Source organism: Pseudomonas sp. LA5 (assembly GCF_028640825.1).
GTDB lineage: Bacteria > Pseudomonadota > Gammaproteobacteria > Pseudomonadales > Pseudomonadaceae > Chryseomonas > Chryseomonas aestiva.
The window spans coordinates 227444-254370 of record NZ_JAQYZY010000037.1 but is presented as its reverse complement, the minus strand read 5'-3'; the positions used below and the strand labels follow the sequence as shown (position 1 = coordinate 254370).

General features: G+C 68.1%; 22 protein-coding genes, 2 tRNA genes and 1 pseudogene. 22 read left to right on the top strand and 3 right to left on the bottom strand.

What is annotated here, in order from left to right:
- Positions 1-23 precede the first annotated feature (23 nt).
- From PVZ72_RS13180 to PVZ72_RS13120, 13 genes are all read left to right on the top strand, one after another.
- Positions 24-1019, top strand: a complete 996-nt coding sequence (locus PVZ72_RS13180; protein WP_273862138.1) for an aspartate-semialdehyde dehydrogenase — start codon at positions 24-26, stop codon at positions 1017-1019.
- Positions 1020-1142: 123 nt separating this feature from the next.
- Entirely contained in the window at positions 1143-3818 is a 2676-nt protein-coding gene (locus tag PVZ72_RS13175; RefSeq protein WP_273862137.1) for a FimV/HubP family polar landmark protein, read from the top strand.
- A gap of 71 nt (positions 3819-3889) precedes the next feature.
- The gene (gene truA, locus PVZ72_RS13170; protein WP_187979519.1) at positions 3890-4741 is read left to right on the top strand and encodes a tRNA pseudouridine(38-40) synthase TruA; all 852 of its coding nucleotides are present in this window, start codon (positions 3890-3892) and stop codon (positions 4739-4741) included.
- A 54-nt stretch (positions 4742-4795) separates the two neighbouring features.
- Positions 4796-5425 carry a phosphoribosylanthranilate isomerase gene (locus PVZ72_RS13165; protein WP_187979518.1) on the top strand — a complete coding sequence of 210 codons (630 nt, stop codon included), beginning with the start codon at positions 4796-4798 and terminating at the stop codon, positions 5423-5425.
- Positions 5426-5636: 211 nt separating this feature from the next.
- Positions 5637-6506, top strand: coding sequence for an acetyl-CoA carboxylase, carboxyltransferase subunit beta (gene accD / locus PVZ72_RS13160; RefSeq protein ID WP_133860856.1), 870 nt, complete (start codon positions 5637-5639; stop codon positions 6504-6506).
- Positions 6506-7798 carry a bifunctional tetrahydrofolate synthase/dihydrofolate synthase gene (gene folC / locus PVZ72_RS13155; RefSeq protein WP_273862136.1) on the top strand — a complete coding sequence of 431 codons (1293 nt, stop codon included), beginning with the start codon at positions 6506-6508 and terminating at the stop codon, positions 7796-7798. Before accD ends, folC begins: the two co-directional genes overlap by 1 nt.
- A gap of 3 nt (positions 7799-7801) precedes the next feature.
- Positions 7802-8467 carry an SPOR domain-containing protein gene (locus tag PVZ72_RS13150; protein ID WP_273862135.1) on the top strand — a complete coding sequence of 222 codons (666 nt, stop codon included), beginning with the start codon at positions 7802-7804 and terminating at the stop codon, positions 8465-8467.
- A 54-nt stretch (positions 8468-8521) separates the two neighbouring features.
- Complete coding sequence (locus PVZ72_RS13145; protein WP_273862134.1) at positions 8522-9067, top strand: CvpA family protein; 546 nt, start codon at positions 8522-8524, stop codon at positions 9065-9067.
- 82 nt (positions 9068-9149) lie between these two features.
- Complete coding sequence (gene purF / locus PVZ72_RS13140) at positions 9150-10658, top strand: amidophosphoribosyltransferase (protein WP_133860853.1); 1509 nt, start codon at positions 9150-9152, stop codon at positions 10656-10658.
- A gap of 10 nt (positions 10659-10668) precedes the next feature.
- Complete coding sequence (locus tag PVZ72_RS13135; RefSeq protein ID WP_273862133.1) at positions 10669-11880, top strand: O-succinylhomoserine sulfhydrylase; 1212 nt, start codon at positions 10669-10671, stop codon at positions 11878-11880.
- Entirely contained in the window at positions 11877-12644 is a 768-nt protein-coding gene (locus tag PVZ72_RS13130) for an SDR family oxidoreductase (protein WP_273862132.1), read from the top strand. Before PVZ72_RS13135 ends, PVZ72_RS13130 begins: the two co-directional genes overlap by 4 nt.
- 80 nt (positions 12645-12724) lie before the next feature.
- A tRNA-Val gene (locus tag PVZ72_RS13125) sits at positions 12725-12800 on the top strand.
- 38 nt (positions 12801-12838) lie between these two features.
- Positions 12839-12915 (top strand) — tRNA-Asp (locus PVZ72_RS13120).
- A 146-nt stretch (positions 12916-13061) separates the two neighbouring features.
- On the opposite strand, the gene PVZ72_RS24260 is transcribed toward PVZ72_RS13120, so the two are convergent.
- The 3 genes and pseudogenes from PVZ72_RS24260 to kdgR all read right to left on the bottom strand — a co-directional run bounded on the left by PVZ72_RS24260 (position 13062) and on the right by kdgR (position 15668).
- Positions 13062-13850: a methyl-accepting chemotaxis protein gene (locus PVZ72_RS24260; RefSeq protein ID WP_405046475.1), complete on the bottom strand. Its 789-nt coding sequence runs from the start codon at positions 13848-13850 to the stop codon at positions 13062-13064.
- Positions 13851-13916: 66 nt separating this feature from the next.
- Positions 13917-14681 (bottom strand): annotated as a pseudogene (locus tag PVZ72_RS24255) (MCP four helix bundle domain-containing protein); the annotation flags it as partial.
- 204 nt (positions 14682-14885) lie between these two features.
- Positions 14886-15668: a DNA-binding transcriptional regulator KdgR gene (gene kdgR, locus PVZ72_RS13110; protein WP_133860849.1), complete on the bottom strand. Its 783-nt coding sequence runs from the start codon at positions 15666-15668 to the stop codon at positions 14886-14888.
- 193 nt (positions 15669-15861) lie between these two features.
- On the opposite strand from kdgR, the gene PVZ72_RS13105 reads away from it, so the two are divergent.
- From PVZ72_RS13105 to PVZ72_RS13065, 9 genes are all read left to right on the top strand, one after another.
- Entirely contained in the window at positions 15862-17157 is a 1296-nt protein-coding gene (locus tag PVZ72_RS13105) for an MFS transporter (RefSeq protein WP_273862130.1), read from the top strand.
- Positions 17144-18055, top strand: a complete 912-nt coding sequence (locus PVZ72_RS13100) for an SMP-30/gluconolactonase/LRE family protein (RefSeq protein ID WP_273862129.1) — start codon at positions 17144-17146, stop codon at positions 18053-18055. The genes PVZ72_RS13105 and PVZ72_RS13100 overlap by 14 nt, the downstream gene beginning before the upstream one ends.
- Positions 18052-19035 (top strand): sugar kinase, encoded by a 984-nt coding sequence (locus PVZ72_RS13095; RefSeq protein WP_273862128.1) that lies wholly within the window; start codon positions 18052-18054, stop codon positions 19033-19035. The genes PVZ72_RS13100 and PVZ72_RS13095 overlap by 4 nt, the downstream gene beginning before the upstream one ends.
- A gap of 4 nt (positions 19036-19039) precedes the next feature.
- Positions 19040-20251, top strand: a complete 1212-nt coding sequence (gene manD, locus PVZ72_RS13090; RefSeq protein WP_187979509.1) for a D-mannonate dehydratase ManD — start codon at positions 19040-19042, stop codon at positions 20249-20251.
- A gap of 14 nt (positions 20252-20265) precedes the next feature.
- On the top strand, positions 20266-21294 hold the full coding sequence (locus PVZ72_RS13085) for a Zn-dependent oxidoreductase (protein WP_273862127.1): 1029 nt from the start codon (positions 20266-20268) through the stop codon (positions 21292-21294).
- Between the two features lie 70 nt (positions 21295-21364).
- The gene (locus tag PVZ72_RS13080) at positions 21365-22642 is read left to right on the top strand and encodes an MFS transporter (protein WP_133860844.1); all 1278 of its coding nucleotides are present in this window, start codon (positions 21365-21367) and stop codon (positions 22640-22642) included.
- Entirely contained in the window at positions 22639-24072 is a 1434-nt protein-coding gene (locus PVZ72_RS13075; RefSeq protein ID WP_187979507.1) for a mannitol dehydrogenase family protein, read from the top strand. The genes PVZ72_RS13080 and PVZ72_RS13075 overlap by 4 nt, the downstream gene beginning before the upstream one ends.
- A 1-nt stretch (position 24073) precedes the next feature.
- A complete protein-coding gene (gene uxuA, locus PVZ72_RS13070; RefSeq protein WP_273862126.1) occupies positions 24074-25258 on the top strand; it encodes a mannonate dehydratase in 1185 nt (394 codons plus the stop codon).
- Positions 25259-25348: 90 nt separating this feature from the next.
- Complete coding sequence (locus PVZ72_RS13065; RefSeq protein WP_273862125.1) at positions 25349-26905, top strand: UxaA family hydrolase; 1557 nt, start codon at positions 25349-25351, stop codon at positions 26903-26905.
- The last annotated feature ends 22 nt before the right edge of the window (positions 26906-26927 follow it).

The following is a 26927-nucleotide window of genomic DNA, read 5'->3' as shown; positions in this document are numbered from 1 at the left end:
CTTTCGTTGCGGACCGTCCCATCATGACTGCCAGAGATATCGCCCTCGTCGGTGCCACCAGTGCCTACGGCGAAGCCATTCGCGAACTCCTCGACGAACGCGACGTGCCCCTCGGGCGCCTGCACCTGCTCGCCAGCGGTGAGTCGGCGGGGCAGAATCTGCCCTTCCGAGGCAGCAATCTGCGCGTCACCGGCCTCGACGGCTTCGATTTCGCCCAGGTCGGCATCGTGATCCTGGCCGCGCCGGCCGCCGTGGTCGAAACCCTGCGGCCGCAACTGGTCGCTGCCGGTTGCGCCGTGCTTGATCTCAGCGGCGCCTCGGCCGCGCTGTCCGTGCTGCCACGCATCAATGGCGACCGCCTCGACCAGCTCCCGGCCGCCGCCTGGCTCGGTGTTCCCCTGGCAGCCGCCCAGGCGGCCGCCAGCGTGGCAGCCGTGCTCGCTCGCTTGAATACACTCCATGATGCTTCCCTGACGGCGTGCCTGGCCGCCTCCGGCGCCGGCCGTGGTGGCGTCGAGGAATTGGCGCGGCAGGCCACTGAATTGCTCAACGGTCGACCGGTCGAGGCGCGGCTGTTCGAAGGACAGCTGGCCTTCAATCTGCTCGGTCGCACCGGCGCAGCGACAGCGGATGGCTATACTGCCCAGGAACATCGTTTGCTGGACGAATGTCAGCAGGTGCTGGGAGCGCGCTTGCCGGTGCTGGACGTCACTGCCGTGCAGGCGCCGGTGTTCTTTGGCGACAGCCTGGCGCTCAGCTTGAGGGCCCAGGCGCCCTGGCAGCTGGAGCAGGTGCTGGAGGCCCTGGGTGACGAGCCGGGCCTGGCGCTCGACGAAGAACTCGATTGCCCGTCTGCCGTGGGCGATGCCCTGGGCCGGGAAGAGGTGCTGGTGGGACGGGTGAGGCTGCATCCGCGGGATGCCCGGCGGCTGGAATGCTGGCTGGTGGCGGACAATGTCAGATTATCGGCACTGACGGCCGTTCAGCTGGCCGAATTGTTGCTTAAACAGTCGGCCTAAAAGATACTTCGTGAAATGCTTCGCTCTTTTGGCTTGAGCAAAAGGGCAGTGGACGTGGCACGCAGCGATGGACACAGGCGCCCGCACGGTGGCGCGATCGACAGCTTCTAAAAAGGGACGGTCATGGTTCGAGTTCAGAAACTGGTGCGGGCAATTGCAGCGGCGAGCGCCTTGATGTCTGGCGCGGCCCAGGCCCTCAGCCTGGGGGAGATCCACCTCAATTCGGCCCTCAATCAGCCCTTCGATGCCACCATCGATCTGTCGGACCTGCGTGACCTCGGTACCGCCGAGTTGCGCCCCAATCTGGCGTCCGTCGAGGATTTCGGCAAGGCCGGTGTCGACCGTGCCTTCTTTCTCAACGATCTCAAGTTCACCCCGGAGGTGCGCAACGGGCGCACCGTCATCCGCGTAACCTCGGCGCGTCCGGTGCGCGAGCCCTATCTCAACTTCCTGCTGGAAGTGAACTGGCCGAGTGGCCGGATCCTGCGCGAGTACACCGTGCTGCTGGATCCGCCGCTCTATACCCCCCAGGCTGCGGCAGCGCCGTTCGCGCCCCAGATGCCGGCCACGCCGCGAGCGCGCGCCAACACGCCGAGCGCACCGCGTCCGGCCACGCCGCCTGCCGCGCCAGCACCGAGCGCGACCCAGACACCGGGCACCTATACCACCGAGCGGCGCGATACCCTCTGGGAAGTGGCGGCGCGCAATCGCCCGGCCGCCAGCGTCACCGTCGACCAGACCATGCTGGCGATCCAGGATCTGAATCCCGACGCCTTCATTGATCGCAACATCAACCTGATGAAGAGCGGCCAGGTGCTGCGCCTGCCCGATCAGGCCCAGGCCGGAACGCGTCCCCAGCGCGAGGCGGTGGCCGAGATCGCCCGCCAGACCCGTGCCTGGAAGCAGGGCGGCGACGGCGCGCCTGCCGGGACGCCGCGCCGGCAGGTGGATGCTTCCGCCCAGCCGAGTGGCAACGAGGCCTCGACGCCTGCCGCCCCCAAGGACAATCTCAAGCTACTCTCCGGTCAGCCTGCCGGCCGCGCGGGCGAATCCGCCGGTGGCAAGGGTGGTGATCAGTCCCTGGCCGATCGCCTGGCGGTGACCCAGGAAAGCCTGGACACCACCCGCCGCGAGAACGAAGAACTCAAGAGTCGTCTGGGCGATCTGCAGTCGCAGCTCGACAAGCTGCAGAAGATCATGCAGCTCAAGGACGCCCAGCTGGCGCGGATGCAGGCCAACATGGCCAATCCCCAGGCCGCGGGTCAGCCGGCCCAGCCGCCGGCGACGCCCGAAGCGGCGGCTCCGGTGACGCCTGCGCCGGCCGAGAACACCCCCGCACCCACGCCCCAGGAAGCGACCGCCGCCGCGCCGGTCGCTCCGGTCGACGCCTCTGCACCCACCACCTCGCCGCCGGCCAGCGAGGCGGGTACCGGCGCGGCGCCGCCTGCGGCCAGCGAGCCCAAGGTCATCCCGGTCACGCCCAGCACCCCGGCGACCGAGCCGACCGAGGCCACCAACAGTTTCCTCGACGAGATCCTCAGCAATCCGCTCTGGCTCGGCATCATCGGCGGCAGCGCCTTGCTGGCCCTGCTGGTCCTGCTGATGATCAACTCGCGCCGCAACGCGGTGAAGGAGGCCGAGCGCGAGCGTGACGCCGAAGCTGCGCGCACCGACACCGTGTTCGACGCCGATCCCGAATTGGGCGATCACCATGCCCTCGCCGGGCTGGAGCTGAACCAGGGCAGCCAGGACGCGGCGCGTGACGCCGACGCCCAGGACGATGCCCTGGGTCAGGCCGACATCTACATGGCCTATGGCCGCTTCAGCCAGGCGGCCGAGGTGCTCAAGAAGGCCAGCGACCAGGAACCTCATCGCGCCGATCTGCGCCTCAAGCTCATGGAAGTCTATGCCGAGATGGGCGACAAGGACGGCTTCCAGCGCGAAGAGCGCGAACTCAAGGAGATCGGCGGCGCCCAGCCGGCGGTGGAGCACCTGAAGTCGCGCTATCCGGCCATGGCCACCGTCGCGGTCGCCTCGGCTGCGGTCGGGGCCGCCGCGCTGGCCGCCGCCCACGAACTGAGCGAGGAGCAATCGCGCAACCAGGGCTTCACGGCCACCGAGGACAGCCAGGACTTCGATCTGTCCCTGGATGACTTCGGCAGCGAGGATATCCAGGGTCATCAGCCTGCCGGTCCGGCGGAGGAACCCCTGTTCGGCGAAGCCTTCGCCGATGCCCAGGCCAAGGCGGCCGACCCGCGCGACGATTTTGACTTCGATCTCAATTTCGATGCCGAACCCGCTGCCACACCTGCGGCGACTCCAGCTGCCAAGGACGATGACTTCGCCCTGGACTTCAGCGAATTCGAGCGGCAGGGCGACCTGGCGCATGACGAGCCGACCGCGGGTTCCAGTGCGGCTTCGGCCTTCGACGAGCCACTGGATGCGCCCACGCCGCCGGCGGCCGACGCCGAGCTGCCCGCAAGTTTCGACCTCTCCGACTTCGACGACGAGCAACCGGCGCCCAAGCGCGAAAGCGACGAGGAATTCGCCGCCCGCCTGCAGGAGGCCTCGCGCCAGTTCGATGCGGAGACCACCAGTGGCACGGCGGGTAGCGACGGTCTGGACGACTTCGACTTCCTGTCCGGCGAAGACGAAACCGCCACCAAGCTGGATCTGGCGCGCGCCTACATCGACATGGGCGATCCGGAAGGTGCCCGGGACATCCTCGACGAGGTGATTGCTGAGGGGAATGCCGGGCAGCAGCAGGAAGCCCGGGAGATCATCGCCCAGCTCAGCTAAGGCTGGCCGGACTTGGCAGAGGAGGGGAGGCGCTATAAGCTGCCTCCCCTTTTTTTTGCCTGGCCGTCGTCTTGGATTTTCTAGACCCCACGATCATCGTTCCGCCGCAGCGCATCGCCCTGGGCGTCGAATACAAGGGCGCCCGCTATCGCGGCTGGCAGCGCCAGCAGCCGGGTGTGCGCTCCGTGCAGGAGACCCTGGAAGACGCCCTTTCCGAGGTCGCTGCGGCGCCCATCGCGCTGCACTGCGCCGGGCGTACCGATTGCGGGGTGCATGCCACCGGCCAGGTGGTGCATTTCGAATCACCCGTCGCCCGGCCGCTCAAGGCCTGGGTGATGGGCACCAATGCCAATCTGCCGTCGGATATCAGCGTGACCTGGGTCAAGCCGGTCAGCAACGAATTCCATGCCCGCTTCAGTGCCATGGCCCGGCGCTATCGCTATGTGATCTACAACGATCCCATCCGACCTGCGCACCTGGCGGAGGAGGTCACCTGGAATCACCGTCCGCTGCGGATCGAACCGATGCGCGAGGCGGCCCAGGTACTGCTCGGCACCCATGATTTCACTTCCTTCCGGGCCAAGGCCTGCCAGGCCAAGTCGGCGATCAAGACCATCCACCACCTGCGTCTCTGGCAGAGCGGACGGCTGATCGTCCTCGACATCCGCGCCAATGCCTTCCTGCACCACATGGTGCGCAACATCGCCGGGGTGCTGATGGCGGTGGGCTGTGGCGAGCGGCCGGTGGCGTGGGTGAGCGAGGTCCTGGCCGCGCGCGAGCGGCGGCTGGGTGGCGTCACCGCCCATCCCTATGGCCTCTACCTGGTGGACGCCGAGTATCCCGAGAGCACGCCCGTGCCGAAGCGGCCGCTGGGTCCGCTGTTCCTGGGGCATATCCCCGAGCTGGATGACCCCCAAGGCTGACGCTTCGCGGGTGGTCTGCTAACATCCACCGATTTGGAACGAGGTCATTCCGGTTTGGCTAACGTTCGAGTGAAGATCTGCGGGATCACCCGGGTCGAGGATGCACGGGCCGCGGCGGCTGCCGGCGCCGATGCCATCGGCCTGGTGTTCTATGCGCGCAGCCCGCGGGCGGTCAGCGCTGCCCAGGCCCGCCAGATCGTGGCGGCGCTGCCACCCTTCGTGACCAGTGTCGGGCTGTTCGTCGATGCCTCGCCCTGCGAGATCGAGGAGACGCTCGACGCCGTGCCCCTGGACCTCCTGCAATTCCATGGCGACGAGTCGCCGGCGCAGTGCGCCCGGTATCGCCGTCCCTACATCAAGGCCCTGCGCATGCGCGAGGACATCGACCTCGCCGCCGTCGCGCGCGACTATGCCGGCGCCCGCGGGCTGTTGCTCGACACCTATGTCGCCGGCGTGCCCGGGGGCACCGGTCAGGCCTTCGACTGGGCCCGGGTGCCGCAGGACCTGTCGCTGCCACTGATCGTGGCGGGTGGGCTGGACGCGGATAACGTCGCCACGGCCATCGCCGCGTCCCGGCCCTTTGGGGTGGACGTGAGTGGCGGCGTGGAGCAGGCCAAGGGCATCAAGGATGCCGCCGAGATCGCCCGATTCGTGGCGGCCGTGCGGGGTGCGCCCACCGCCTGATGTGACCCTCGTCGGGTGGTTGCCGTCCACACCTGCGACATATTCAAGCAGACCCGCCCCGGGTGGGTCTGACGTCCGGCTCCCCGGGAGCCGGCATGCGACAAGAGGGTAGCGGCCCGGGATACAGCGGGCGCTGCCGAACCTATTACAGATGCTCAAGGAAGGCGTGGCCCAGGCCACGCTGGGAGCCCATGCAAGTGGAGAGAGATGCATGAGCAATTGGCTGGTCGACAAACTGATTCCTTCCATCATGCGGTCCGAGGTGAAGCGCAGTTCGGTGCCGGAAGGTCTTTGGCACAAGTGTCCGGCCTGCGAAGCGGTCCTCTACCGTCCGGAGCTGGAAAAGAATCTGGACGTGTGCCTCAAGTGCGGTCACCACATGCGCATCAACGCGCGACGCCGCCTGGACATCTTCCTCGACGCCGAGGGTCGTGAAGAGCTGGGTACCGAGCTGGAGCCGGTGGATCGCCTGAAATTCCGCGACAGCAAGAAGTACAAGGACCGTTTCACCGCGGCGCAAAAGGAAACCGGCGAAAAAGACGCGCTGATTTCCATGCGCGGCACCCTCAAGGGGATGCCGGTGGCGGTCTGCGCCTTCGAATTTTCCTTCATGGGCGGCTCCATGGGTGCCGTGGTCGGCGAGCGTTTCGTCCGCGCGGCCAACGTGGCCCTGGAAGAGCGCTGCCCGTTGATCTGCTTCTCCGCCTCGGGCGGTGCGCGGATGCAGGAAGCCCTGATCTCCCTGATGCAGATGGCCAAGACCTCCGCAGTGCTGGCGCGTCTGCGCGAAGAGGGCATTCCCTTCATCTCGGTGCTGACCGATCCCGTCTATGGTGGCGTCTCCGCCAGTCTGGCGATGCTGGGCGACGTCATCGTCGCCGAGCCCAAGGCGCTGATCGGCTTCGCCGGTCCGCGCGTGATCGAGCAGACCGTGCGTGAAAAGCTGCCGGAAGGCTTCCAGCGCAGCGAGTTCCTGCTGGATCACGGCGCCGTCGACCTCATCGTCTCGCGCAAGGAATTGCGTGATCGCCTGGCGCGCCTGCTGGCGACCTTCCAGCACCAGCCGGTCCCGGCGGCCTGATGGCTTCGCGCAGCCTCGCGCAATGGCTGGCCTATCTCGAGCAGCTGCATCCGTCGGCGATCGACATGGGCCTGGACCGGGTGCGCGAGGTCGCGCAGCGGCTGGGCCTGACCCGGCCGGCGCCGCGGGTGGTGACCGTGACCGGTACCAACGGCAAGGGCTCCACCTGCGCCTTTCTCGCCAGCCTGCTGCGTGCCAGCGGGCAACGGGTGGGCGTCTATGCCTCGCCGCACCTGGTGCGCTACAACGAGCGCGTCGACGTGGACGGTACCCTCGCCAGCGATAGCGATCTCTGCACCGCCTTCGCCGCGGTGGAAGCCGCCCGCGGCGAGATCAGCCTGACCTATTTCGAAGTGGGTACCCTGGCCGCCTTCTGGCTGTTCGAGCGTGCCCGGCTGGATGTCGCCGTCCTCGAGGTCGGTCTGGGCGGACGCCTGGATGCGGTCAACCTGATCGATGCCGATCTGGCGCTGGTCACCAGCATCGGCCTGGATCATGCCGAATGGCTGGGCGATACCCGCGACAGCGTCGCCGTGGAAAAGGCCGGGATCTTCCGCGCCGGCAAGCCGGCCCTCTGTGGCGATCTGGAGCCACCCGCGCCGCTGATCGACGCCGCCGAGCGCCTGGGCGCGCCCTTGCTGCTGCGCGGCGAAGCCTTCGACCTGCGCATCGAGAGTGCCGGCTGGTTCTGGCGTGGGCGTGATGCCCAGGGCAATGACCTGGCGCTGCCAGGCCTGCCGCTGCTCGATCTGCCCATGGAAAATGCCGCCCTGGCCTTGCAGGCCTACGCGTTGCTCGAACAGCCCTGGCTGCCGCAGCAGATGGCGGCGGCGCTCCAGGCCACGCGCATGACCGGACGGCTTGATCGCCGTCAGGTCGAGCGGGCACGGCAGAGACGCAGCGTCCTGCTGGACGTGGCCCATAATCCCCATGCCGCCGAATACCTGGCCCGCCGCCTGGCGATGAAACCGGTCGCCGGCGTACGGCGCGCGGTGTTTGGCGTCCTGGCCGACAAGGACCTGGACGGCATCCTGGCGCCCCTGGAAAGCCTGTTCGCCACCTGGGCAGTGGCGAGTCTGCCGACCCCGCGCAGTCGCGACGGTGCCGAGGTGGCCACTCTCCTGGCGGCGCGCGGTGCGCGCGCCGAGGCCCATGCCTCGCTGCTGGCCGCCTTCGAGGCGCAACTGGCCGCCAGTGCGGCTGACGACGAGGTGGTGGTGTTCGGCTCCTTCTACAGTGTCGCCGAGGTCCTCGCGCAGCTCTCTTCCCCATCCGAATCCGCGGAGGCATAACCCATGCTCAAGCAAAGAGTCATCGGCGCGCTGGTGCTGCTGGCGCTGATCATCATCTTCGTCCCCATGCTCTTCAATCGCCAGGACGATGCCCGCAAGGTGGCGGTCGAGGCGCCGGGCCAGCCGGCCGCACCCACGGTGCCCAGTACCGAGGTGCAGCCGGTGCAGACACCCGAGGCGCCGCCGGTGGTGGTGGTGCCGGACGAGCCGGCCAAGCCGCTCGGCAAGCCGCAGACGCCGATCGCCGGCACCTCCGGCCAGGCGCCGACGCAGAATGCGCCGGCGAACCCCGCGCCGGCGCCATCCCAGCCTGCCGCGCCGGTCGCCAAGGCGCCCGCCGCCAGCGCACCCGTCGCCAGTCCTCCGGCGGCACCTGCGGCGGCCCCGGCACCCGCGGCCAAGCCGGATTCGCGCCTGGGCGCGGCCAATCTGCCCAACAGCTGGTCGGTCCAGCTCGCCAGCCTGTCGTCGCGGCCCAGCGCCGATGCCCTGCAGGCCAAGCTGCGCAGCCAGGGCTACAACGCCTATGTACGGACCGCCGACGGCATGAACCGGGTCTTCGTCGGGCCGGTGATAGAGCGCAGCGAGGCGGATCGCCTGCGCGACCAGCTCAACAAGCAGAATGGCGTCAAGGGCTTCGTCGTCCGCTTTCAGCCGGAGCGCGGTTAACCCGGTCACAAGGCTCTGCTAGAATGCAGGGCCTTTTTGTAAGTGGACCTTGCCGTGGGCTTCACCTGGGTGGACTGGGCGATCGTCGCCGTTGTCATCGTTTCCTGCCTGATCAGTCTCAGGCGCGGCTTCGTCAAGGAAGCGTTGTCACTGGCGACCTGGATCGTGGCCGGTGGCGTGGCCTGGGTCTTCGGTGGGGCCCTGTCCAATTACCTGGTGGACTATATTCAGGTGCCGTCCGGACGGGTGATCGCCGCCTGTGTCATTCTCTTCGTGCTGACACTGCTCGTCGGCGCCCTGGTGAGCTTCTTGCTTGGCGAATTGATCCGCGTCACCGGCTTGTCGGGCACCGATCGCTTTCTCGGAATGGCCTTTGGCGCCGCTCGCGGTGCGTTGCTGACCACCGTGGCGGTGGGGCTGCTGAGCCTGGGGCCGGTCCAGCAGGACGGCTGGTGGCAGCAGTCGGTGCTGGTTCCACATTTTCTCCTGGTGGCCGATTGGTCGAAGAATCTGCTGTTGGGCTTTGCCGGCCAATGGCTGGGCGCGACGCCCATGCCCAGTCTGCAACTGTTGCCACAGCTGGGGCCCAAGGCTCCTTGAACGGTTTTCCAGGCCTCGCACTGCCGGGGTCATCCTGCGATGGTTCGCCGTCGCATCACTTGAAACAGTGGGGTCGCGTCGCATGTGTGGCATCGTAGGTATCGTGGGCAAGACGAACGTCAACCAGTCGTTATACGACGCGCTCACCGTCCTTCAACATCGCGGTCAGGATGCCGCCGGTATCGTCACCAGCCTGGACGGTAAACTCTTCCTGCGCAAAGACAACGGCCTGGTCCGCGACGTCTTCCAGCAGCGTCACATGCAGCACCTGGTCGGCCGCATGGGGATCGGCCATGTGCGCTACCCCACGGCCGGCAGCTCCAGCTCCGCCGAGGCGCAGCCGTTCTATGTCAACTCGCCCTATGGCATCACCCTCGCGCACAACGGCAACCTGACCAACGTCGAGCAGCTGTCCCGCGAGATCTACGAATCCGATCTGCGCCACGTCAACACCAATTCGGATTCCGAGGTGCTGCTCAACGTCTTCGCCCACGAGCTGGCGGTGCGCAACAAGCTGCAGCCGACCGAGGACGACGTCTTCGCCGCGGTCTCCGAGGTCCATGAGCGCTGCCGTGGCGGCTATGCCGTGGTGGCCATGGTGACGGGCTACGGCATCGTCGGCTTCCGCGACCCCAATGCCATCCGGCCCATCGTCTTCGGTCAGCGTCACACCGAATACGGTGTGGAATACATGATCGCCTCCGAGAGCGTCGCCCTCGACGTGCTCGGCTTCACCCTGATCCGCGACCTGGAACCGGGCGAAGCGGTGTACATCACCGAAGACGGACGGCTCTATACCCGCCAGTGCGCGCAAAATCCGCAGTACGCGCCCTGCATCTTCGAGCACGTCTACCTGGCCCGTCCGGATTCCATCATCGATGGCATCTCGGTCTACAAGGCCCGCCTGCGCATGGGCGAGAAGCTCGCCGAGAAGATCCAGCGCGAGCGGCCCGAGCACGACATCGACGTGGTCATCCCGATCCCGGACACCAGCCGCACCGCGGCCCTGGAGCTCGCCAACCACCTGGGCGTCAAGTTTCGCGAGGGCTTCGTCAAGAATCGCTACATCGGCCGGACCTTCATCATGCCCGGCCAGGCCGCGCGCAAGAAGTCGGTACGCCAGAAGCTCAACGCCATCGAACTGGAATTCCGCGGTAAGAACGTGATGCTGGTGGACGACTCCATCGTCCGCGGCACCACCTGCAAGCAGATCATCCAGATGGCCCGCGAAGCCGGCGCCAAGAAGGTCTATTTCTGCTCGGCGGCTCCGGCGGTGCGCTTCCCCAACGTCTACGGCATCGACATGCCCAGCGTGCACGAGCTGATCGCCCACGGCCGCACCACCGAGGAAGTCGGCGAGCTGATCGGCGCCGACTGGCTGATCTACCAGGACCTGCATGACCTGCAGGAAGCCGTGCGCACCCGCAAGGCACCCAAGGTCGAGCAGTTCGACTGCGCGGTGTTCGATGGCGAGTACATCACCGGCGACGTCGATGCCGCCTATCTGAATCGGATCGAGCAGGCGCGCAACGACGCGGCCAAGGTCAAGCACAAGGCCGTCAGCGCCATCATCGATCTCTACAACGACTAAGGAGCTGCACATGAGCCAAGACTGGGATGCCGGACGCCTGGACAGTGATCTCGAGGGCGCGGCCTTCGAGACCTTGGCGGTGCGGGCAGGGCAGCAGCGCTCGCCGGAAGGCGAGCATGGCGAAGCCCTGTTCCTGACCAGCAGCTACGTGTTCCGGACCGCTGCGGATGCCGCGGCGCGCTTCGCCGGCGAGGTGCCGGGCAACGTCTATTCGCGCTACACCAATCCCACGGTGCGTACCTTCGAGACCCGCATCGCGGCCCTCGAAGGGGCCGAGCAGGCGGTGGCCACCGCCTCGGGCATGTCCGCCATCCTGGCCATGGTCATGAGCCTGTGCAGCGCCGGCGACCACGTGCTGGTCTCGCGCAGCGTGTTCGGCTCGACCATCAGCCTGTTCGAGAAGTACTTCAAGCGTTTCGGCATCGAGGTGGACTATCCGCCGCTGGCCGATCTGGACGCCTGGCAGGCGGCCTGCAAGCCCAATACCCGGCTGTTCTTCGTCGAGTCGCCGTCCAATCCCCTGGCCGAGCTGGTGGACATCGCCGCCCTGGCCGAGATCGCCCATGCCCAGGGTGCGCTGCTGGCGGTCGACAACTGCTTCTGCACCCCGGCGCTGCAGAAGCCGCTGGCGCTGGGTGCCGATATCGTCATCCATTCGGCGACCAAGTACATCGATGGTCAGGGCCGGGGCATGGGTGGCGTGGTCGCCGGCCGTGCCGAGCAGATGAAGGAAGTGGTGGGTTTCCTGCGTACCGCCGGTCCGACCCTGAGCCCCTTCAATGCCTGGCTGTTCCTGAAGGGCCTGGAGACGCTGAAGATCCGCATGCAGGCGCACAGCCAGACCGCACTGGTGCTGGCGCGCTGGCTGGAAGGCCAGCCCGGCGTCGAGCGGGTCCACTACGCCGGCCTGGAAAGCCATCCGCAGCATGGGCTGGCGTGCCGCCAGCAGAGCGCCTTCGGCGCCGTGGTGAGCTTCGAGGTCGCCGGTGGACGTGACGCCGCCTGGCGCTTCATCGATGCCACCCGGATGATCTCCATCACCACCAACCTGGGTGATACCAAGACCACCATCGCCCACCCGGCGACGACCTCGCACGGGCGGCTGTCGCCGGCCGAGCGTGCCAACGCCGGGATCCGCGACAGCCTGATCCGTATCGCCGTGGGTCTCGAAGACCTGGGTGATCTGCGCCAGGACCTGGCCCGCGGACTGGCGGCCCTATGAGTCTGACGTTCGCGCCGGTGGAATTGCGCGTCGCCCTGGTCACCGGCGCGGCGCGTGGGATCGGGCTGGGCATCGCCGCCTGGCTGGTAGCCGAAGGCTGGCGGGTAGTAGTGGCCGACATCGAGCAGGAGCGCGGCGCCAAGGTGGCCGCCGCCCTTGGCGAACGCGCCTTGTTCGTCGCCCTGGACGTGGCTGACGAGAGTCAGGTGGAGTCCGCCGTCGCCCAGGTGATCGGCCAGTTCGGGCGGCTGGATGCCCTGGTCAACAATGCCGGTCTCGCCACTGCCCAGGGCCAGCCGCTGGAAAGCCTGGCACTGGCCGAATGGCGCAGGGTGCTCGGGGTGAATCTGGACGGCCCCATGCTGCTGGCCAAGCATTGCGCACCCTATCTGCGCGAGCAGCAGGGCGCCATCGTCAACATCGCCTCGACCCGTGCCCAGCAGTCCGAGCCCCATGGCGAGGCCTACGCCGCGAGCAAGGGCGGGCTGCTGGCCCTGACCCACGCCCTGGCCATCAGCCTGGGTCCGGAAGTGCGGGTGAATGCGCTCTCTCCGGGCTGGATCGATGCGCGCGATGCCCATGTCCGCGAGGCCGAGCCGCTGTCCGCTGCCGACCACGAGCAGCATCCGGTCGGGCGGGTAGGGACGGTGGAAGACGTCGCGGCCTGCGTGGCCTGGCTGCTGAGCGGCAACGCCGGTTTCATCAGCGGCGAGGCCATCACCCTGGACGGCGGCATGACCCGCAAGATGATCTACCGGGAATAGCGCCTCCTGGAAAATATAATTGGAAAATTCCTTGACGGATCAAGGAGCTACGAGGAGAATGCGCGTCACCCGAAGGGGATGGCTGATTAGCTCAGCTGGGAGAGCACCTGCATCACACGCAGGGGGTCGGCGGTTCGATCCCGTCATCAGCCACCAAACTCTTCGGGAAGTGTTCCGCAAGGTACACGCAATGCGCGGCGGTAGTTCAGTCGGTTAGAATACCGGCCTGTCACGCCGGGGGTCGCGGGTTCGAGTCCCGTCCGCCGCGCCATACAAGTTGTTCCGGGGCCTCTGAACTGCCCGAACGACGCAAGAGAAGCTGCCCCAGGGCAGCTTTTTTTGTGCCTGAAGAAAAGGCCGGTCGATCGTTCGCGGGCTGGCGCCGCTCTGGCCGCCAGCGCCAGCCGGTGGCTCCGTTCAGATCACGAATTCCGCTACCACCTGCCGGAGACCGGCCGCCAGGCGCGACACCTCGTTGCTGGCGCTGGAGGTCTGGCTGGCACCTGCCGCGGTCTGGTCGGACAGGTCCTTGATGCTGATCAGGCCACGGTCGATGTCCTTGGCCACCAGCGCCTGTTCTTCGGCGGCCGTGGCGATCAGCGCCGTGCGCTCATCGATGCCGCCCATGGCGCCGGCGATGGCCCGCAGGGCACCATTGGCTTCCCGCGCAACGGCGAGGGATTGCTCGGCGGTCTGGCTGCTCTGCTGCATGGCCTTCACCGCGTCCGTCGAATCGTACTGGATGGTGCCGATCATGGCTTCGATCTCCCGCGTCGACTGCTGGGTGCGATGGGCGAGGGCGCGGACTTCATCCGCGACCACGGCGAAGCCGCGGCCCTGATCACCGGCGCGGGCGGCCTCGATGGCGGCGTTGAGCGCCAGCAGATTGGTCTGCTCGGCAATGGCGCGGATGACGTCGACGACGTTGCTGATTTCCTGGGCGCGACCCGACAGCGTCCGGATCTGACCGCTGCTCTGGTCGACCTGGGTGGCCAGTCGTTCGATGGCGGTCAGGGTCGCGGCCACGTGCTCCAGGCCGGCCTGGGTGAGGGCGCTGCCCCGTTGCGAGGCGCCGGCGCTTTCCTCCGCATGGCGTGCCACCTCGTCCACCGCGACGCTCATCTCCGTCACCGCGGTGGCCACCTGGCCGATCTCGTCGTTTTGCCTGAGCAGGCCGCGATTGCCGTCGTCGATCACCGCGGTCATCTCTTCGGCGGCGGCGGCCAGTTGGCTGGAGCTGTCCGCCAGATGGGCCACGGTGGCGCGCAGGTTGGCCTGCATGCCGGCCAGGGCGGTCAGCAGGCCGGCGGCCTCGTCGCTGCCCGCCACCTGGATATCTTCGGCGAGATCCTTGTTGGCGATCCGCTGGGCGATGCGCAGGGCTTCGCCGATGGGCACGGTGATGCTGCGCGTCAGCAGGAGGGCGAGGGCGACGGTGGCCAGCAGGGTGGCGAGGATCAGGCCGACGACCCAGGCCAGGCCGTGATCGTAGATCCGGCCCGCCGCGATGCCAGACGCGACCGCACCACGGTCGTTCAGCGCGGCCAAGCTTTCGATCTGCGCCTGTACCTGGTCGGCGGCGATCCGCATGTTGCCATCGGCCAAGGCGGTGGCGCCTGCCAGGTCACCGCTGCGATAGAGGGTCGCGAAGCTGTCCAGCAGGCTCAGGTAGCCCGCGGCACCGTTCTGTACGGCCTGGTAGAGCTGCTGTTCCGCGTCGCTGGACACCAGCGGCGCATAGTCCGCGATTTCCTTGGCGAAGCGGCTGCGCAGCTCGACCAGTGCAGTGGCCATTTCCGACCTGCGCCCCGAATCCTGCGTGCCCAGGCTTCTCAGGCTTTCGAGGCGCAATCGGAGCAGCGCCGCGGTCATCTGCCCGGCCTGGCGCACGCTGGGCATCCAGTCCGTCTCCACCTCGATTTCCGCCTGCCTGAGTTGCCGCATCTGGATCAGGGCGATGGCCCCAAGCGCGATGACGATTGCTACGATAACCGAAAAGGCCAAGGCCGACCGACGACCCACCTTGAGTGTGCGCATCATCATGACAGTCACCATGAAGGAGGCCCTAGGGAACACCGGGCTGGAGTTGTGATGTGCATCACACGCTATAGGGGGTGGCTTAGCGGCGGCTTAAGGCTGAGCCGCCCATCGGACCACTGGTCTGACGATGGCGGTGCGCCCTGAACAGGGCCGGGCGCTGCGAGGCAGCTGTCGCTTCAGGCGCGGCGATCCCTGGCGGCGCTAGCGGGCCGGGGCACCCATCTGCGCCGAGATGCGCGCCGTGGTAGCGAGCATCTGCTCGACGTACTCGGCCTTGAGGTCTTCACGGAAGCGGAAGCAGGGAAAGGACACGCTCAGGCCGGCCACGACCTGGCCGAAGCGGTCGCGGATCGGCGCCGCCAGGCACCTCATGTTGGCCTCGAATTCCTCGTGGTCTTCGGCAAAACCCAGCTCACGAACCCGCGCCAGCTCCGTCAGATAGGCGGCCAGGCTGTCGAGGGTGTTGGGCGTGCGGCGGACAAAGGTCTCCTGGGCGAGGATCTGGCGTACCTCGGCTTCCGCTCGCCAGGCCATCAGCACCTTGCCGATCCCGGTGCAATACAACGGCGCCCGCCGACCGATGCGCGAATACATGCGCAGGGTGTAGCGCGAGTCGAGCTTGTGCACATAGACGATGGCGCCCTCGTCGAAGATGCCGAGGTGGACGGTCTCGCCGGTGAGGTCGTTGAGCAGGCGCATGCCCGGCTCGGCCTCGCGGACCAGCTCCAGCTGGGGCAGGGCGCGGGCTCCCAGTTCGAACAGCTTGACGCTCAGCCGGTAGCGGTCTTCGGCGTCCTGGACCACATAGCCCAGGGCCTTGAGCGTCTGCAGGAAGCGGTGGACGGTGCTCTTCGACAGGTCCAGCTGCTGCGCCAGCTCCGAGACGCCGCAGTCGTCCTCGCGCTCGCCGAGGGCTTCGAGCACCGCCAGGGTACGCCCGACGGCGCTGACCATGTCGTTGCCGAGAATCTGATTCTTTTCCATCTAACCGCCGGTCGCCTGATTGCCGGAACACTGTTCCATTCTGATTGACGAACGCAGGAAAGGCCAGCAACACTGTCTTCCAGCGAATGGAACAACGTTCCAAAGTATTTCGCGCGTAAGGGTCTCTTTCCACCGCTGGCGGTCGCCGGGGGTGCGAACAAAAACAACAACGGAACCTGCGACGATGAAATCCATGACCAAAGTCCCGGGCGCTCTGGCGCCTGCCGCTCGTACCCCCGGCTGGTTGCCCCGTGCCCATCCGGTGTCCTGGCAAATGCTGGGCATTACCACCCTGGCGATGCTGATGATCTCGGTGGATCGCCAGCTGCTGCCTACCGTGTTGCCGGCGATCATGCAGGAATTCGGACTGGACGCCGCCCAGGGTGGCTGGCTCAGTTCGCTGAGTTTCGTCGGTACCCTGATCGGCGCCCTGGTGGTGGGGGTGCTGGCCGACAGCGTCGGCACCGGCCACCGCCGTGCCTGGAGCTGGGTGGGGGCCTGCGCCCTGACCATAGGCTCGGCCTTCGCCACCGTCTATGCGCGTTCGCTGGGCGCCCTGCAGGTGTTGAGATTCACCATGGGCCTGGGCACCGGCGCCATGGAGCCGGTCAACATCGCCGTGGCCAGTGAATTCTGGCAAAAGGAAAATCGCGGCTTCGCCCTCGGCGTCCACCACACCGGCATGCCGCTGGGGCAATTCGTCGGTCCGGTCCTGATGGGGCTGATCCTGGCCAATGGCGACTGGCGCGCCACCTTTCTCTGGATCCCGCTGATCGGCCTGCCGATCATCCTGCTGCAACTCTACCTGGGCCGCCGGCGCAACGAGGAGCAGGTCTATGCCTGGATCCGCGAGGAGGGGCTGACCGTTCCGGTCGACACCGCCGCGCCCGTCTCGCGCAATCCGCTGACCAACCTGCGCCAGGCCTTCGCCGAGCGCAACGTGCGCCTCTGCCTGGTGATGAACTTCCTGTTTCTCTGGACCGAAATGGGCGTGGCCACCTTTCTGACCTACCAGCTCACCAGCCAGCTGGGGCTGAGCCTGGCCGAGGCCGCGGTGATCTCGGGCGCCTCGGGACTGGTGGGCTGGGCGGGACAGATCTTCTGGGGGACGCTGAGCGATCACCGTGGCCGCAAGTTCGCCCTGGGCATCCTGACCATCGGCTTCTCGGTCTGCGTCGCCCTGTGCATGTTCATCGACAGCCGCGCCATGGCCTGGACCCTGCTGCTGGCCTGGGGCCTGTTTCGCAATTCGCCCTATGTGGTGCTCTATTCGCTGGCGGTGGATTCCTCGCCGCGCGCGGCCGGCAGCGGCCTGGGGCTGCTCATCGGCGTGGGGCTGGGCCTGGCGGGCTTTCTGGTGGGGCCGGTGGCCGGTTACGTGATCGAGCATTTCGGCTGGCACTGGAGCTACGCCATGCTCGCCCTGAGCTGCCTGCTGGCGCTGATACCGCTGCGCTTCGTGGAGGAGACCCGGCATGGCGCCACCTGAGTGCCTGTTCGACCATAGGGATGAACTGGGCGAAGGCCCGGTCTGGGATGCCCGGCAGCAGCGGCTGCTGTGGGTGGATATCCTCGCCGGGCGGCTGTTGCGCGCGGCGCCCCAGCCCGCGGCCCCGGTCGACATACTGGGCTTCGGCCGACCGCTGGGTTGCGTCGTGCCCCATGTCGACGGCTCCACCTGGCTGGCCCTGAGCGATGGCGTCTGGCGCCTGGCCGCCGGTGCCTCTCAGCCGGTGCCGATCGCGCAGCCGCCCCAGGCGGTCCATGGAGCGCAGCACCGCTTCAATGACGGCAAGTGCGATGCGCTCGGCCGTTTCTGGCTGGGTACCACGCTGCTCGACGAGGCACCCGGCGGCGGCCGGCTGTATCGCCTGGACCTGGATGGCCAGCTGCAGCCGATGCTCGACGGCATCACCGTGTCCAACGGCCTGGGCTGGAGTCCGGACAACCGCACCTTCTACTACATAGATTCGCCCACCCGCCGGGTACAGGCCTTCGATTTCGATCTCTCCAGCGGCGCGCTCGGCCGCGGGCGCACCCTCATCGACTTCGGCGAGCAGCCCGGCGTGCCCGATGGCCTGGCCGTGGACAGCGAGGGGGCGCTGTGGATTGCCCACTGGGACGGCTACCGCCTGAGTCGCTGGAGCGCCGCAGGCGAATTGCTCGCCTGGGTGGAGCTGCCGGTGGCGCGGGTGACCTCCTGCGCCTTCTACGGCGAGCGCCTGGAGCAGCTGCTGATCACCACCGCCCGGGTGGGCCTCGATGAGTCCGCCCGCCAGGCGCAACCCCTGGCCGGACGTACCTTTCGCCTCGATCCCGGCGTGACCGGCCTGGCGGTGTCCGCCTGCCGCGTGCGGGTTCCGGACCACCTTCAGGAGTCTGCATGACGCTACCCCTCGTTTCGTCCCCGCTGACCCGCATCGGCCTCATCGGCGAATGCATGGTCGAGTTGCGCAGTCAGGGGGATGGCCAGCTGGGCCAGGCCTTTGGCGGTGACACCCTCAATGCCGCCGTCTATCTGCGGCGGCTGCTCGGGGATGACCCGGTGCAGGTCGATTACCTCACCGCGGTGGGCGACGACAGCCTGAGCCAGGCCATGCGCGCCCGCTGGCGCGAGGAGGGGCTGAGTGACGCGCGGGTGCGGGTGCTGCCCGGGCGCCTGCCAGGCCTCTATCTGATCCAGACCGATACCGACGGCGAGCGGCGCTTTCTCTATTGGCGCGGCGAGGCGGCGGCGCGGGAATGTTTCGACGGCGCCGAGGCCCAGCCGCTGCTGGCGGCCCTGGCGGAGTACCAGGTGCTCTATCTCAGCGGCATCAGCCTCGCGGTGTTGACCGACACCGGCCGCGAGCGGCTGCTGGAGGCGCTACGCCAGGCGCGCGCCGCCGGCACCCGCATCGTCTTCGACAACAACTACCGGCCGCGGCTGTGGCCGAACCCGCAGGCGGCGCGCACGGCCTATCGCCGGCTGTTGCACCTCACCGATGTGGCGCTGGTGACCTGGGAAGACGACGCCGCGCTGTTCGGCTTCGCCGACGAGGCGGCGCTGTTCGCCCAGTACGCCGAATGGGGCGTGGCCGAGGTGGCGCTCAAGCGCGGTGCGCGCAGCTGCCTGCTGCAGCATCGCCAGGGGCGCCAGGAGGTGGCCGGCGAAGCCGTGGCCCGGGTGGTGGACACCACCGCCGCCGGGGATTCCTTCAGCGCCGCCTACCTGGCCTGCCGCCTCCAGGGCGGGGCCCCCGAGGCGGCCGCCGCCTGGGGGCATCGCCTGGCGGCCACGGTCATCCAGCATCCCGGGGCGCTCATTCCGCGCGCGGCCATGCCGGCGCTGTCGCCCCTGATTCCCGCTCTCACTGCCCAGGCCTGAAGCCATGAAGATCACCGAAGCCCGCGTCATCGTCACCTGTCCCGGTCGTAACCTGGTCACCCTCAAGATCGTCACCGACGAAGGCCTTTATGGCCTCGGCGACGCCACCCTCAATGGCCGCGAGCTGGCGGTGGTGGCCTATCTGGAAGAGCACGTGCTGCCAGCGCTGATCGGTCGCGATGCCCATCGCATCGAAGACATCTGGCAGTACCTCTACCGGGGCGCCTACTGGCGCCGCGGACCGGTCACCATGACCGCCATCGCCGCGGTGGACGTGGCGCTCTGGGACCTCAAGGCCAAGGCCGCTGGTATGCCGCTGTACCAGTTGCTCGGCGGCAAGAGTCGCGAGCGGGTGATGGTCTATGGCCATGCCACCGGCAAGGACATCGAGAGCTGCCTGGACGAGGTCGCCCGCCATGTGGAGCAGGGCTATCGCGCGGTGCGAGTGCAGTGCGGCGTGCCGGGCATTCCCACCACCTATGGCGTGGCCAAGCGCGAAGGCGAGCGCTACGAGCCGGCCGACAGCGATCTGCCGGCCGAGCACGTCTGGGACACCGCCAAGTACCTCAATCACGTACCCAAACTGTTCGCCGCGGTGCGTGAGCGCTTCGGCGACGACCTGCACCTGCTGCACGACGTGCACCACCGGCTGACGCCCATCGAGGCGGGGCGGCTGGGCAAGAGGGTCGAGGAATACAACCTGTTCTGGCTGGAGGACTGCACCCCGGCGGAAAATCAGGAGGCCTTCCGCCTGATCCGCCAGCACACCACCACGCCGCTGGCGGTGGGCGAGGTGTTCAACTCCATCCACGACTGCCGCGAGCTGATCCAGGAGCAGTTGATCGACTATATCCGCGCCACCCTGGTGCATGCCGGCGGCATCACCCACATGAGGCGCATCGCCGACCTCGCGGCGCTCTACCAGGTGCGCACCGGCTTCCATGGCGCCACCGACCTGTCGCCGGTGTGCATGGGCGCGGCGCTGCACTTCGACACCTGGGTGCCCAACTTCGGCATCCAGGAGCACATGCCCCACGAGGCGCGCATCGAGGAGGTCTTTCCCCATGCCTATCGCTTCGCGGACGGCCATTTCACCCCGGGCGAGGTGCCCGGCCACGGCGTGGACATCGATGAAGACCTCGCCGCCCGGTATCCGTACCAACGCGCCAGCCTGCCGGTGAACCGGCTGGTGGATGGCACCCTGTGGCACTGGTGAGCGAGGAATCCCGGATGAAAGCCTTTCAGGTCAGAGCACCCCACGAATTCAGCATCGAAGAGGTCGCGGTACCCACGCTGGCACCCGGCGAGGTCCGCGTCGGGGTGGCCTATGCCGGCATCTGCGGCTCGGACATGCACATCATCCATGGGCAGAACGCCTTCGTGCGCTTTCCCCGCGTCACCGGCCACGAATTCGCCGGCGTGGTGCGCGAGCTGGGCGCGGGCGTGAGCGGCCTGGCGGTGGGCGATCCGGTCTGCGTCGATCCGGTGATCGCCTGCGGCAGCTGCTATCCGTGCCGCATCGGTCGGCCCAATGTCTGCAGTCGCCTGCAGGTGCTGGGAGTACACCGCGATGGCGGCTTCAGCGAAGAGGTCTGCGTGCCCGCGGCCAATGCCCATCGCCTGCCGCCCGGTTTGCCGCTGGCCCAGGCCGCGCTGGTCGAGCCCTACAGCATCGCCCTCAATGTGCTGGAGCGGATGCAGTTTCTGCCCGGGGATTCCCTGCTCATCTACGGCGCCGGCGTGATCGGCCTGACCCTGGTGCAGATGGCCAGGGCGCTGGGCATCGCCGATATCACCGTGACCGATGTGCTGGACGATCGGCTGGCCACCGCCCGGACCCTGGGCGCGACCCGCACCCTCAATGGCCGCGAGACCAACGTCGAGGCGGCCATACGCGAGGCCACCGGCGGCGAGGGCGTGCCGCTGATCGTCGACGCCGCCTGCCATCCGGCCCTGCTGCCGGAGATCGTTCGGCTGGCGTCGCCGGCCGGGCGCATCGGCCTGCTGGGCTTCAGTGCCACACCCAGCGAGCTGGTGCAGCTGGAGATCATCAAGAAGGAACTGACCCTGGTGGGTTCGCGGCTCAACAACGGCCGCTTTCCGCGGGTCATCGAGCTGCTGGCGGCGGGCAAGCTGGATGCCGCGGCGCTGATCAGCCACCAGGTGGCCAGCCAGGAGATGCCGGGCGCCATCGAGCTGATCGAAAGGCATCCCGAGGAGACGCGCAAGGTGCTGGTGCAGTGGGGTGGCAACGTCTGACAACGCGCGCGCCGCAAGGGGCGCGGCTCCGATGCCTTACCGAATAAAGACAATGAGCGGGAGGTAACAAATGGCTGGACAAGGTCGTGGACTGGTACTCGTCATGCTGTTCCTGGCGGGGGTCGTCAACTATCTGGATCGCTCGGCGCTGTCGGTGGCAGCGCCCCTGATCCAGAAGGACTTCGGGCTGGGCGCCGGGGAGATGGGGCTGCTGTTCAGCGCCTTCTTCGTCGGCTATGCGGCGTTCAACTTCATCGGCGGCTGGGCCGCCGATCGCTATGGCGCCAAGACCACGCTGCTGCTGGCCATGGTGCTCTGGTCGGCGTTCAGCGGCCTGACGGTGCTGGCCTCGGGCTTCGCCGCGCTGATCGTGATCCGCGTGCTGTTCGGCATGGCCGAGGGGCCCTTGAGCGTCTCCACCAGCAAGATGGTCAACAACTGGTACGCGCCCCACAACCGGGGTCGCACCCTGGGCCTGTCGATGTCGGGTACGCCTCTGGGCGGCGCGATCTCCGGCCCCATCGTCGGGGTGATCGCGGTGACCTACGGCTGGAAGGTGTCCTTCGTCGTCATCATGCTGATCGGCTTCGTCTGGGCGGTGGCCTGGTACCTCTGGATCAAGGACAAGCCCACCGGTCAGCTGGCCGCCGACATCGCCGCCGAGGAGCGCGCCGTGGCCGTGGTGGATACCGAGGTGCGACCGCTCAAGTACTATCTGCGCCAGCCCACGGTACTGTTCACCGCCCTGGCGTTCTTCGCCTACAACTACACCCTGTTCTTCTTCCTGACCTGGTTCCCCAGCTACCTGATCCAGGCCTACGGCCTCAATGTGAAGGACATGAGCATCGCCACGGTGATCCCCTGGGTGCTGGGCTTCATCGGCCTGGCGGTGGGCGGCTATCTGTCGGATTGGGTGTTCCGCAAGACCGGTCGCCTGATGTTCTCGCGCAAGGTGGTGCTGGTGACCTGCCTGCTGGCCTGCGCCCTGTGCATCGGCGTTGCCGGCCTGGTCAGCACCCTCTATGCCGCGGTGGCCCTGGTGGCGCTCTCGGTGTTCTTCCTCTATCTGACCGGCGCCATCTACTGGGCGATCATCCAGGACACCGTGCCGGCGGCACGGGTGGGCGGGGTGAGCGGTTTCATGCACTTCCTGGCCAACACCTCGGGCATCATCGGCCCGGCGGTGACCGGCTATCTGGTGCAATTCACCGGCGCCTTCACCAGTGCCTTCCTGCTCGCCGGCACCCTGACCGTGATCGGTTCGCTGTGCGTGGCGCGCTTCGTCAAGCCGCTGGCCGAGCGGCCGGCGGAGGCACCCGCCACGCTGGCTACCGGAGGCGTCCGATGAGCGATTTCGAACGCATTCCCTCGCGCTATCCGGCGCCGGCCATCGGCATCGTCCACCTGGGGCTGGGCGCCTTCCATCGCGCCCACCAGGCGGTCTACCTGGAGCGCAACCTGGCCCGCCACGGCGGCGGCGCCTGGGGCCTGTGCAGCGCCAACCTGAGATCGGGGCGGGCGCTGGTGGAGACCCTGAACGCCCAGCAGGGCCGCTATCACGTGGCCGAATACCGCAACCGGCGCGAAGGGGTGCTGCGCGAGATCGGCGCCCTGCGCGAGGTGCTCTACGCCGGCGACGGTGGGGCCGGGCGCGAGGCCCTGCTGGCGCGGCTGGCCGATCCCGGGGTGCGCATCGTCACCCTGACGGTCACGGAGAAAGGCTATTGCCTGAGTCCGGCCAGCGGCGCCCTGCGCCGCGACGATCCCGGCATCGTCCATGACCTGGCCGAACCGCGGGCGCCGCGCACCGCGCCGGGGCTGCTGGTGGAAGGCCTGCGCCGGCGCCGCGCGGCCGGCATCGCGCCCTTCACCGTGCTCTGCTGCGACAACATGCCGGACAACGGCCAGCGGACCCGCCAGGCAGTGGTGTCCCTCGCCGAAGCCCAGGACGCCGGGCTGGCGGCCTGGATCGCCACCACCGTGGCCTTTCCGTGCAGCATGGTCGATCGTATCGTCCCGGCCATGGACGAGGCGGCCTTCGCGCGGCTGCGCGACCTCGGCTGCGATGACCCGGCCGCCGTGGTGGGCGAGGCCTTCAGCCAGTGGGTGGTCGAGGACCGCTTTCCGCAAGGGCGCCCGGACTGGGAACGGGAAGGGGTGCAGATGGTGGCGGACGTCCGCCCCTTCGAGACCATGAAGCTGCGCCTGCTCAATGGCAGTCATACGCTGCTGGCCTATGTCGGCAGCCTGGCCGGTCACGGCACCGTGGCCGAGGCCATGGCCGACGAACGCCTGGCGGCTCTGGTGCACCGCTACATGAGTCGCGAGGCGGCGCCGACCCTGGACATGCCGGAGGGCGTGGACCTGCAGGCCTACGCCGCGGCGCTGGTCGCGCGCTTCCGTAACGACGCCCTTCAGCACCGCCTGCGGCAGATCGCCATGGACGGCTCGCAGAAGCTGCCCCAGCGCTGGCTGCTGGGTGCCCAGCGGCTTTTGGAGCAAGGCGGCGAGCTGGCCTGCACCGCGCTCGGCGTGGCGGCCTGGATTCACTATGGTGAAGGCGAGGGCGAGGCGCTGGACGATCCCCTGCGCGCCACCCTGGCCGCCTTGCCTGCTGGCGCGGCGCGGGTGGACGCCGTGCTGGCGCTGGCCGAGGTCTTTCCACCGGCCCTGGTCGCGCAACCCGTCTTTTGCGACGCGGTGCGACGGGCCCACGCGCGCATCGCCACGGCGGGTATCGCCGCGGCCATTGCCGATCTCACCGAACAAGGAGTCTGACATGGAACACACCTGGCGCTGGTTCGGCCCGCGCGATCCCATCTCCCTCGCCGACATCCGCCAGACCGGTGCCACCGGCATCGTCACGGCGCTGCACGAGATTCCCAATGGCGAGGTCTGGCCGCTGGCGGCCATCGCCGAGCGCAAGGCGCTGATCGAGGCGGCGGGACTGACCTGGTCGGTGGTGGAAAGCGTCCCGGTCCACGAAGACATCAAGCGCGGCCTGCCGGGGCGCGAGCGCTATCTGGACAACTATCGACAGAGCATGCGCAATCTCGCCCAGTGCGGTATCGACGTGGTCTGCTACAACTTCATGCCGGTGCTGGACTGGACCCGCACCCAGCTGGCCCATCGACTGCCCGATGGCGGCTGGGCGCTGAGGTTCGATCAGGACGCCTTTGCCGCCTTCGATCTCTGCATCCTGCAGCGGGAGGGCGCCGAGGCCGAGTACGCCGCCGCGGAGATCGAACGCGCGCGCCGCTATCACGCCGGGCTCGACGACGCCGGGCGCGAGGAGCTGGTGCGTACCCTCATCGCCGGTCTGCCGGGCGCCGAGGAGGGCTACTCGGTCGCCGACCTGCGCACCCTGCTGGCCACCTATGCCGGCATCGACACCGCGCGGCTGCGCGAGCACCTGGCGGTCTTTCTCCAGGCCGTGGTGCCGGTGGCGGAAGAGGTGGGCATTCGTCTGGGGGTGCACCCGGACGATCCGCCGCGCCCGCTGCTGGGGCTGCCACGGGTGGTCTCCACCGCCGCCGACGCCCAGTGGCTGCTGGACGCGGTACCGAGCCCGGCCAACGGGCTGACCTTCTGTACCGGCTCCTATGGCGTGCGCGCCGACAACGACCTGGTGGCCATGGCCCGCCAATTCGCGCCGCGCATTCACTTCGTCCACCTGCGGGCGACCCGGCGCGAAGCGGATCCGCGCAGTTTCCACGAGGCCCATCACCTGGACGGCGACGTGGACATGGTCGGGGTGATCCGCGAACTGGTACGCGAGGAGCGTCGCCGTGAACGCGCAGGCGGGGCGCGGCTGCCCATGCGTCCGGACCACGGCCACCAGCTGCTGGACGACCAGGGGCGACGGACCAACCCCGGCTATTCGCTGATTGGCCGGCTCAAGGGCCTGGCGGAATTGCGCGGCGTGGAACAGGCCGTGCGGCGGCTGGACGAGGCGCGTGACTGATGCGGATCGGCGTCTCTCGGATATACCCCGTGCCCGACCCTGCCACCGGCGCGGTCAAGGCTAACCTCGAAGGCTGACGTGGAGACCCCTATGGAATTGATCACCCGCAGCGGCGCCGCGGCCGCTGCCCGCGCCACCCTGCGCCTGCATCCGCAAGACGATGTACTGATCGCCCGCCAGGCGCTGGTGCCGGGCCTCGACTTGCCGGAGGAGGGCGTGCAGGTCCGCGAGCCGGTACCGGCCGGTCATAAGGTCGCCGTGCGCGCCATCGCCGCAGGCGCGCCGGTACGCCGCTACGGCCAGATCATCGGCTTCGCCCGCGAGGCCATCGCCGCCGGCAGCCATGTCCACGTGCACAACCTGGCCATGGGTGACTTCACCCGCGAGCACGCCTTCGGGATCGAGGCCCGCGGCGCACCAGCGCCCATCGAGCGCAGCTTTCTCGGCATCGTCCGCCCGGATGGCCGGGTGGCGACCCGCAACTATATCGGCATCCTCACCTCGGTGAATTGCTCGGCCACGGTGGCCCGGGCGGTGGCCGACCATTTCCGCCGCGACGTCCATCCCGCAGCGCTGGGGCCCTATCCCAACGTCGACGGCGTGGTCGCCCTGACCCATGGCGTCGGCTGTGGCATCGATACCCAGGGCGAGGGCATGGCGGTGCTGCGCCGGACCCTGGGCGGCTATGCGTCCCATCCCAACTTCGCCGCGGTGCTGTTCATCGGCCTGGGTTGCGAAGCCAACCAGATCTCCACGCTGCTGGCCGATCAGGACCTCAGCGAGCACGCGGGATTGCGCACCCTCAATATCCAGGACAGCGGCGGCACCACCGCCACCGTGGCCCGGGGCATCGCCGCCGTGGAAGCCTTGCTGCCCGCGGCCAATGCGGTGGTGCGCGAACCGGTCAGTGCCCGCCATCTGATCCTCGGCCTGCAGTGCGGTGGCTCGGACGGCTATTCCGGCATCAGCGCCAACCCGGCGCTGGGCCGGGCGGTGGATATGCTGGTGGCCGCCGGGGGCACCGCCATTCTCTCGGAAACCCCGGAGATCTACGGCGCCGAACACCTGCTCACCCGGCGCGCCGCCAGCCCGGCGGTGGGCGAACGCCTGGTGGAGCGCATCCGCTGGTGGGAAGACTATTGCGCGCGCTTCGGCGCCAGCCTGGACAACAACCCCTCGGCGGGCAACAAGGCGGGTGGCCTGACCACCATCCTGGAAAAATCCCTCGGCGCGGTGATCAAGGCCGGCTCCACCGATCTCATGGCGGTCTATGGCTACGCCGAGCCGGTGCGCAGCCCGGGCCTGGTGTTCATGGACACCCCCGGCTACGACCCGGTCTCGGCCACCGGCCAGGTGGCGGGAGGGGCCAACCTCATCGCCTTCACCACCGGCCGGGGTTCGGCCTATGGCTGTGCGCCGACGCCGTCGCTGAAGATCGCCACCAACACCCGCCTCTGGGAAAGCCAGCGCGACGACATGGACGTGGATTGCGGCGGCCTGGTCGACGGCAGCACCACCCTGGAAGAGCGCGGCGCCTTCATCTTCGAACGGTTGCTGGCACTCGCGTCGGGCGAGCGCAGCCGCAGCGAGTTGCACGGCTACGGGCAGAACGAATTCGTCCCCTGGCAACTGGGCGCCACCACCTGAGCCCGAGCTAGCGGGAGGGGGA

Coding starts and splice junctions, on each gene's coding strand:
- uxuA (WP_273862126.1), top strand. CDS start 24,074: ATGGAACACACCTGGCGCTGGTTCGGCCCGCGCGATCCCATCTCCCTC.
- PVZ72_RS13085 (WP_273862127.1), top strand. CDS start 20,266: ATGAAAGCCTTTCAGGTCAGAGCACCCCACGAATTCAGCATCGAAGAG.
- PVZ72_RS13100 (WP_273862129.1), top strand. CDS start 17,144: ATGGCGCCACCTGAGTGCCTGTTCGACCATAGGGATGAACTGGGCGAA.
- PVZ72_RS13105 (WP_273862130.1), top strand. CDS start 15,862: ATGACCAAAGTCCCGGGCGCTCTGGCGCCTGCCGCTCGTACCCCCGGC.
- PVZ72_RS13095 (WP_273862128.1), top strand. CDS start 18,052: ATGACGCTACCCCTCGTTTCGTCCCCGCTGACCCGCATCGGCCTCATC.
- PVZ72_RS13175 (WP_273862137.1), top strand. CDS start 1,143: ATGGTTCGAGTTCAGAAACTGGTGCGGGCAATTGCAGCGGCGAGCGCC.
- kdgR (WP_133860849.1), bottom strand. CDS start 15,668: ATGGAAAAGAATCAGATTCTCGGCAACGACATGGTCAGCGCCGTCGGG.
- folC (WP_273862136.1), top strand. CDS start 6,506: ATGGCTTCGCGCAGCCTCGCGCAATGGCTGGCCTATCTCGAGCAGCTG.
- manD (WP_187979509.1), top strand. CDS start 19,040: ATGAAGATCACCGAAGCCCGCGTCATCGTCACCTGTCCCGGTCGTAAC.
- PVZ72_RS13075 (WP_187979507.1), top strand. CDS start 22,639: ATGAGCGATTTCGAACGCATTCCCTCGCGCTATCCGGCGCCGGCCATC.
- PVZ72_RS13135 (WP_273862133.1), top strand. CDS start 10,669: ATGAGCCAAGACTGGGATGCCGGACGCCTGGACAGTGATCTCGAGGGC.
- PVZ72_RS13150 (WP_273862135.1), top strand. CDS start 7,802: ATGCTCAAGCAAAGAGTCATCGGCGCGCTGGTGCTGCTGGCGCTGATC.
- PVZ72_RS13180 (WP_273862138.1), top strand. CDS start 24: ATGACTGCCAGAGATATCGCCCTCGTCGGTGCCACCAGTGCCTACGGC.
- accD (WP_133860856.1), top strand. CDS start 5,637: ATGAGCAATTGGCTGGTCGACAAACTGATTCCTTCCATCATGCGGTCC.
- PVZ72_RS13065 (WP_273862125.1), top strand. CDS start 25,349: ATGGAATTGATCACCCGCAGCGGCGCCGCGGCCGCTGCCCGCGCCACC.
- purF (WP_133860853.1), top strand. CDS start 9,150: ATGTGTGGCATCGTAGGTATCGTGGGCAAGACGAACGTCAACCAGTCG.
- PVZ72_RS24260 (WP_405046475.1), bottom strand. CDS start 13,850: ATGACCGCGGTGATCGACGACGGCAATCGCGGCCTGCTCAGGCAAAAC.
- PVZ72_RS13130 (WP_273862132.1), top strand. CDS start 11,877: ATGAGTCTGACGTTCGCGCCGGTGGAATTGCGCGTCGCCCTGGTCACC.
- PVZ72_RS13080 (WP_133860844.1), top strand. CDS start 21,365: ATGGCTGGACAAGGTCGTGGACTGGTACTCGTCATGCTGTTCCTGGCG.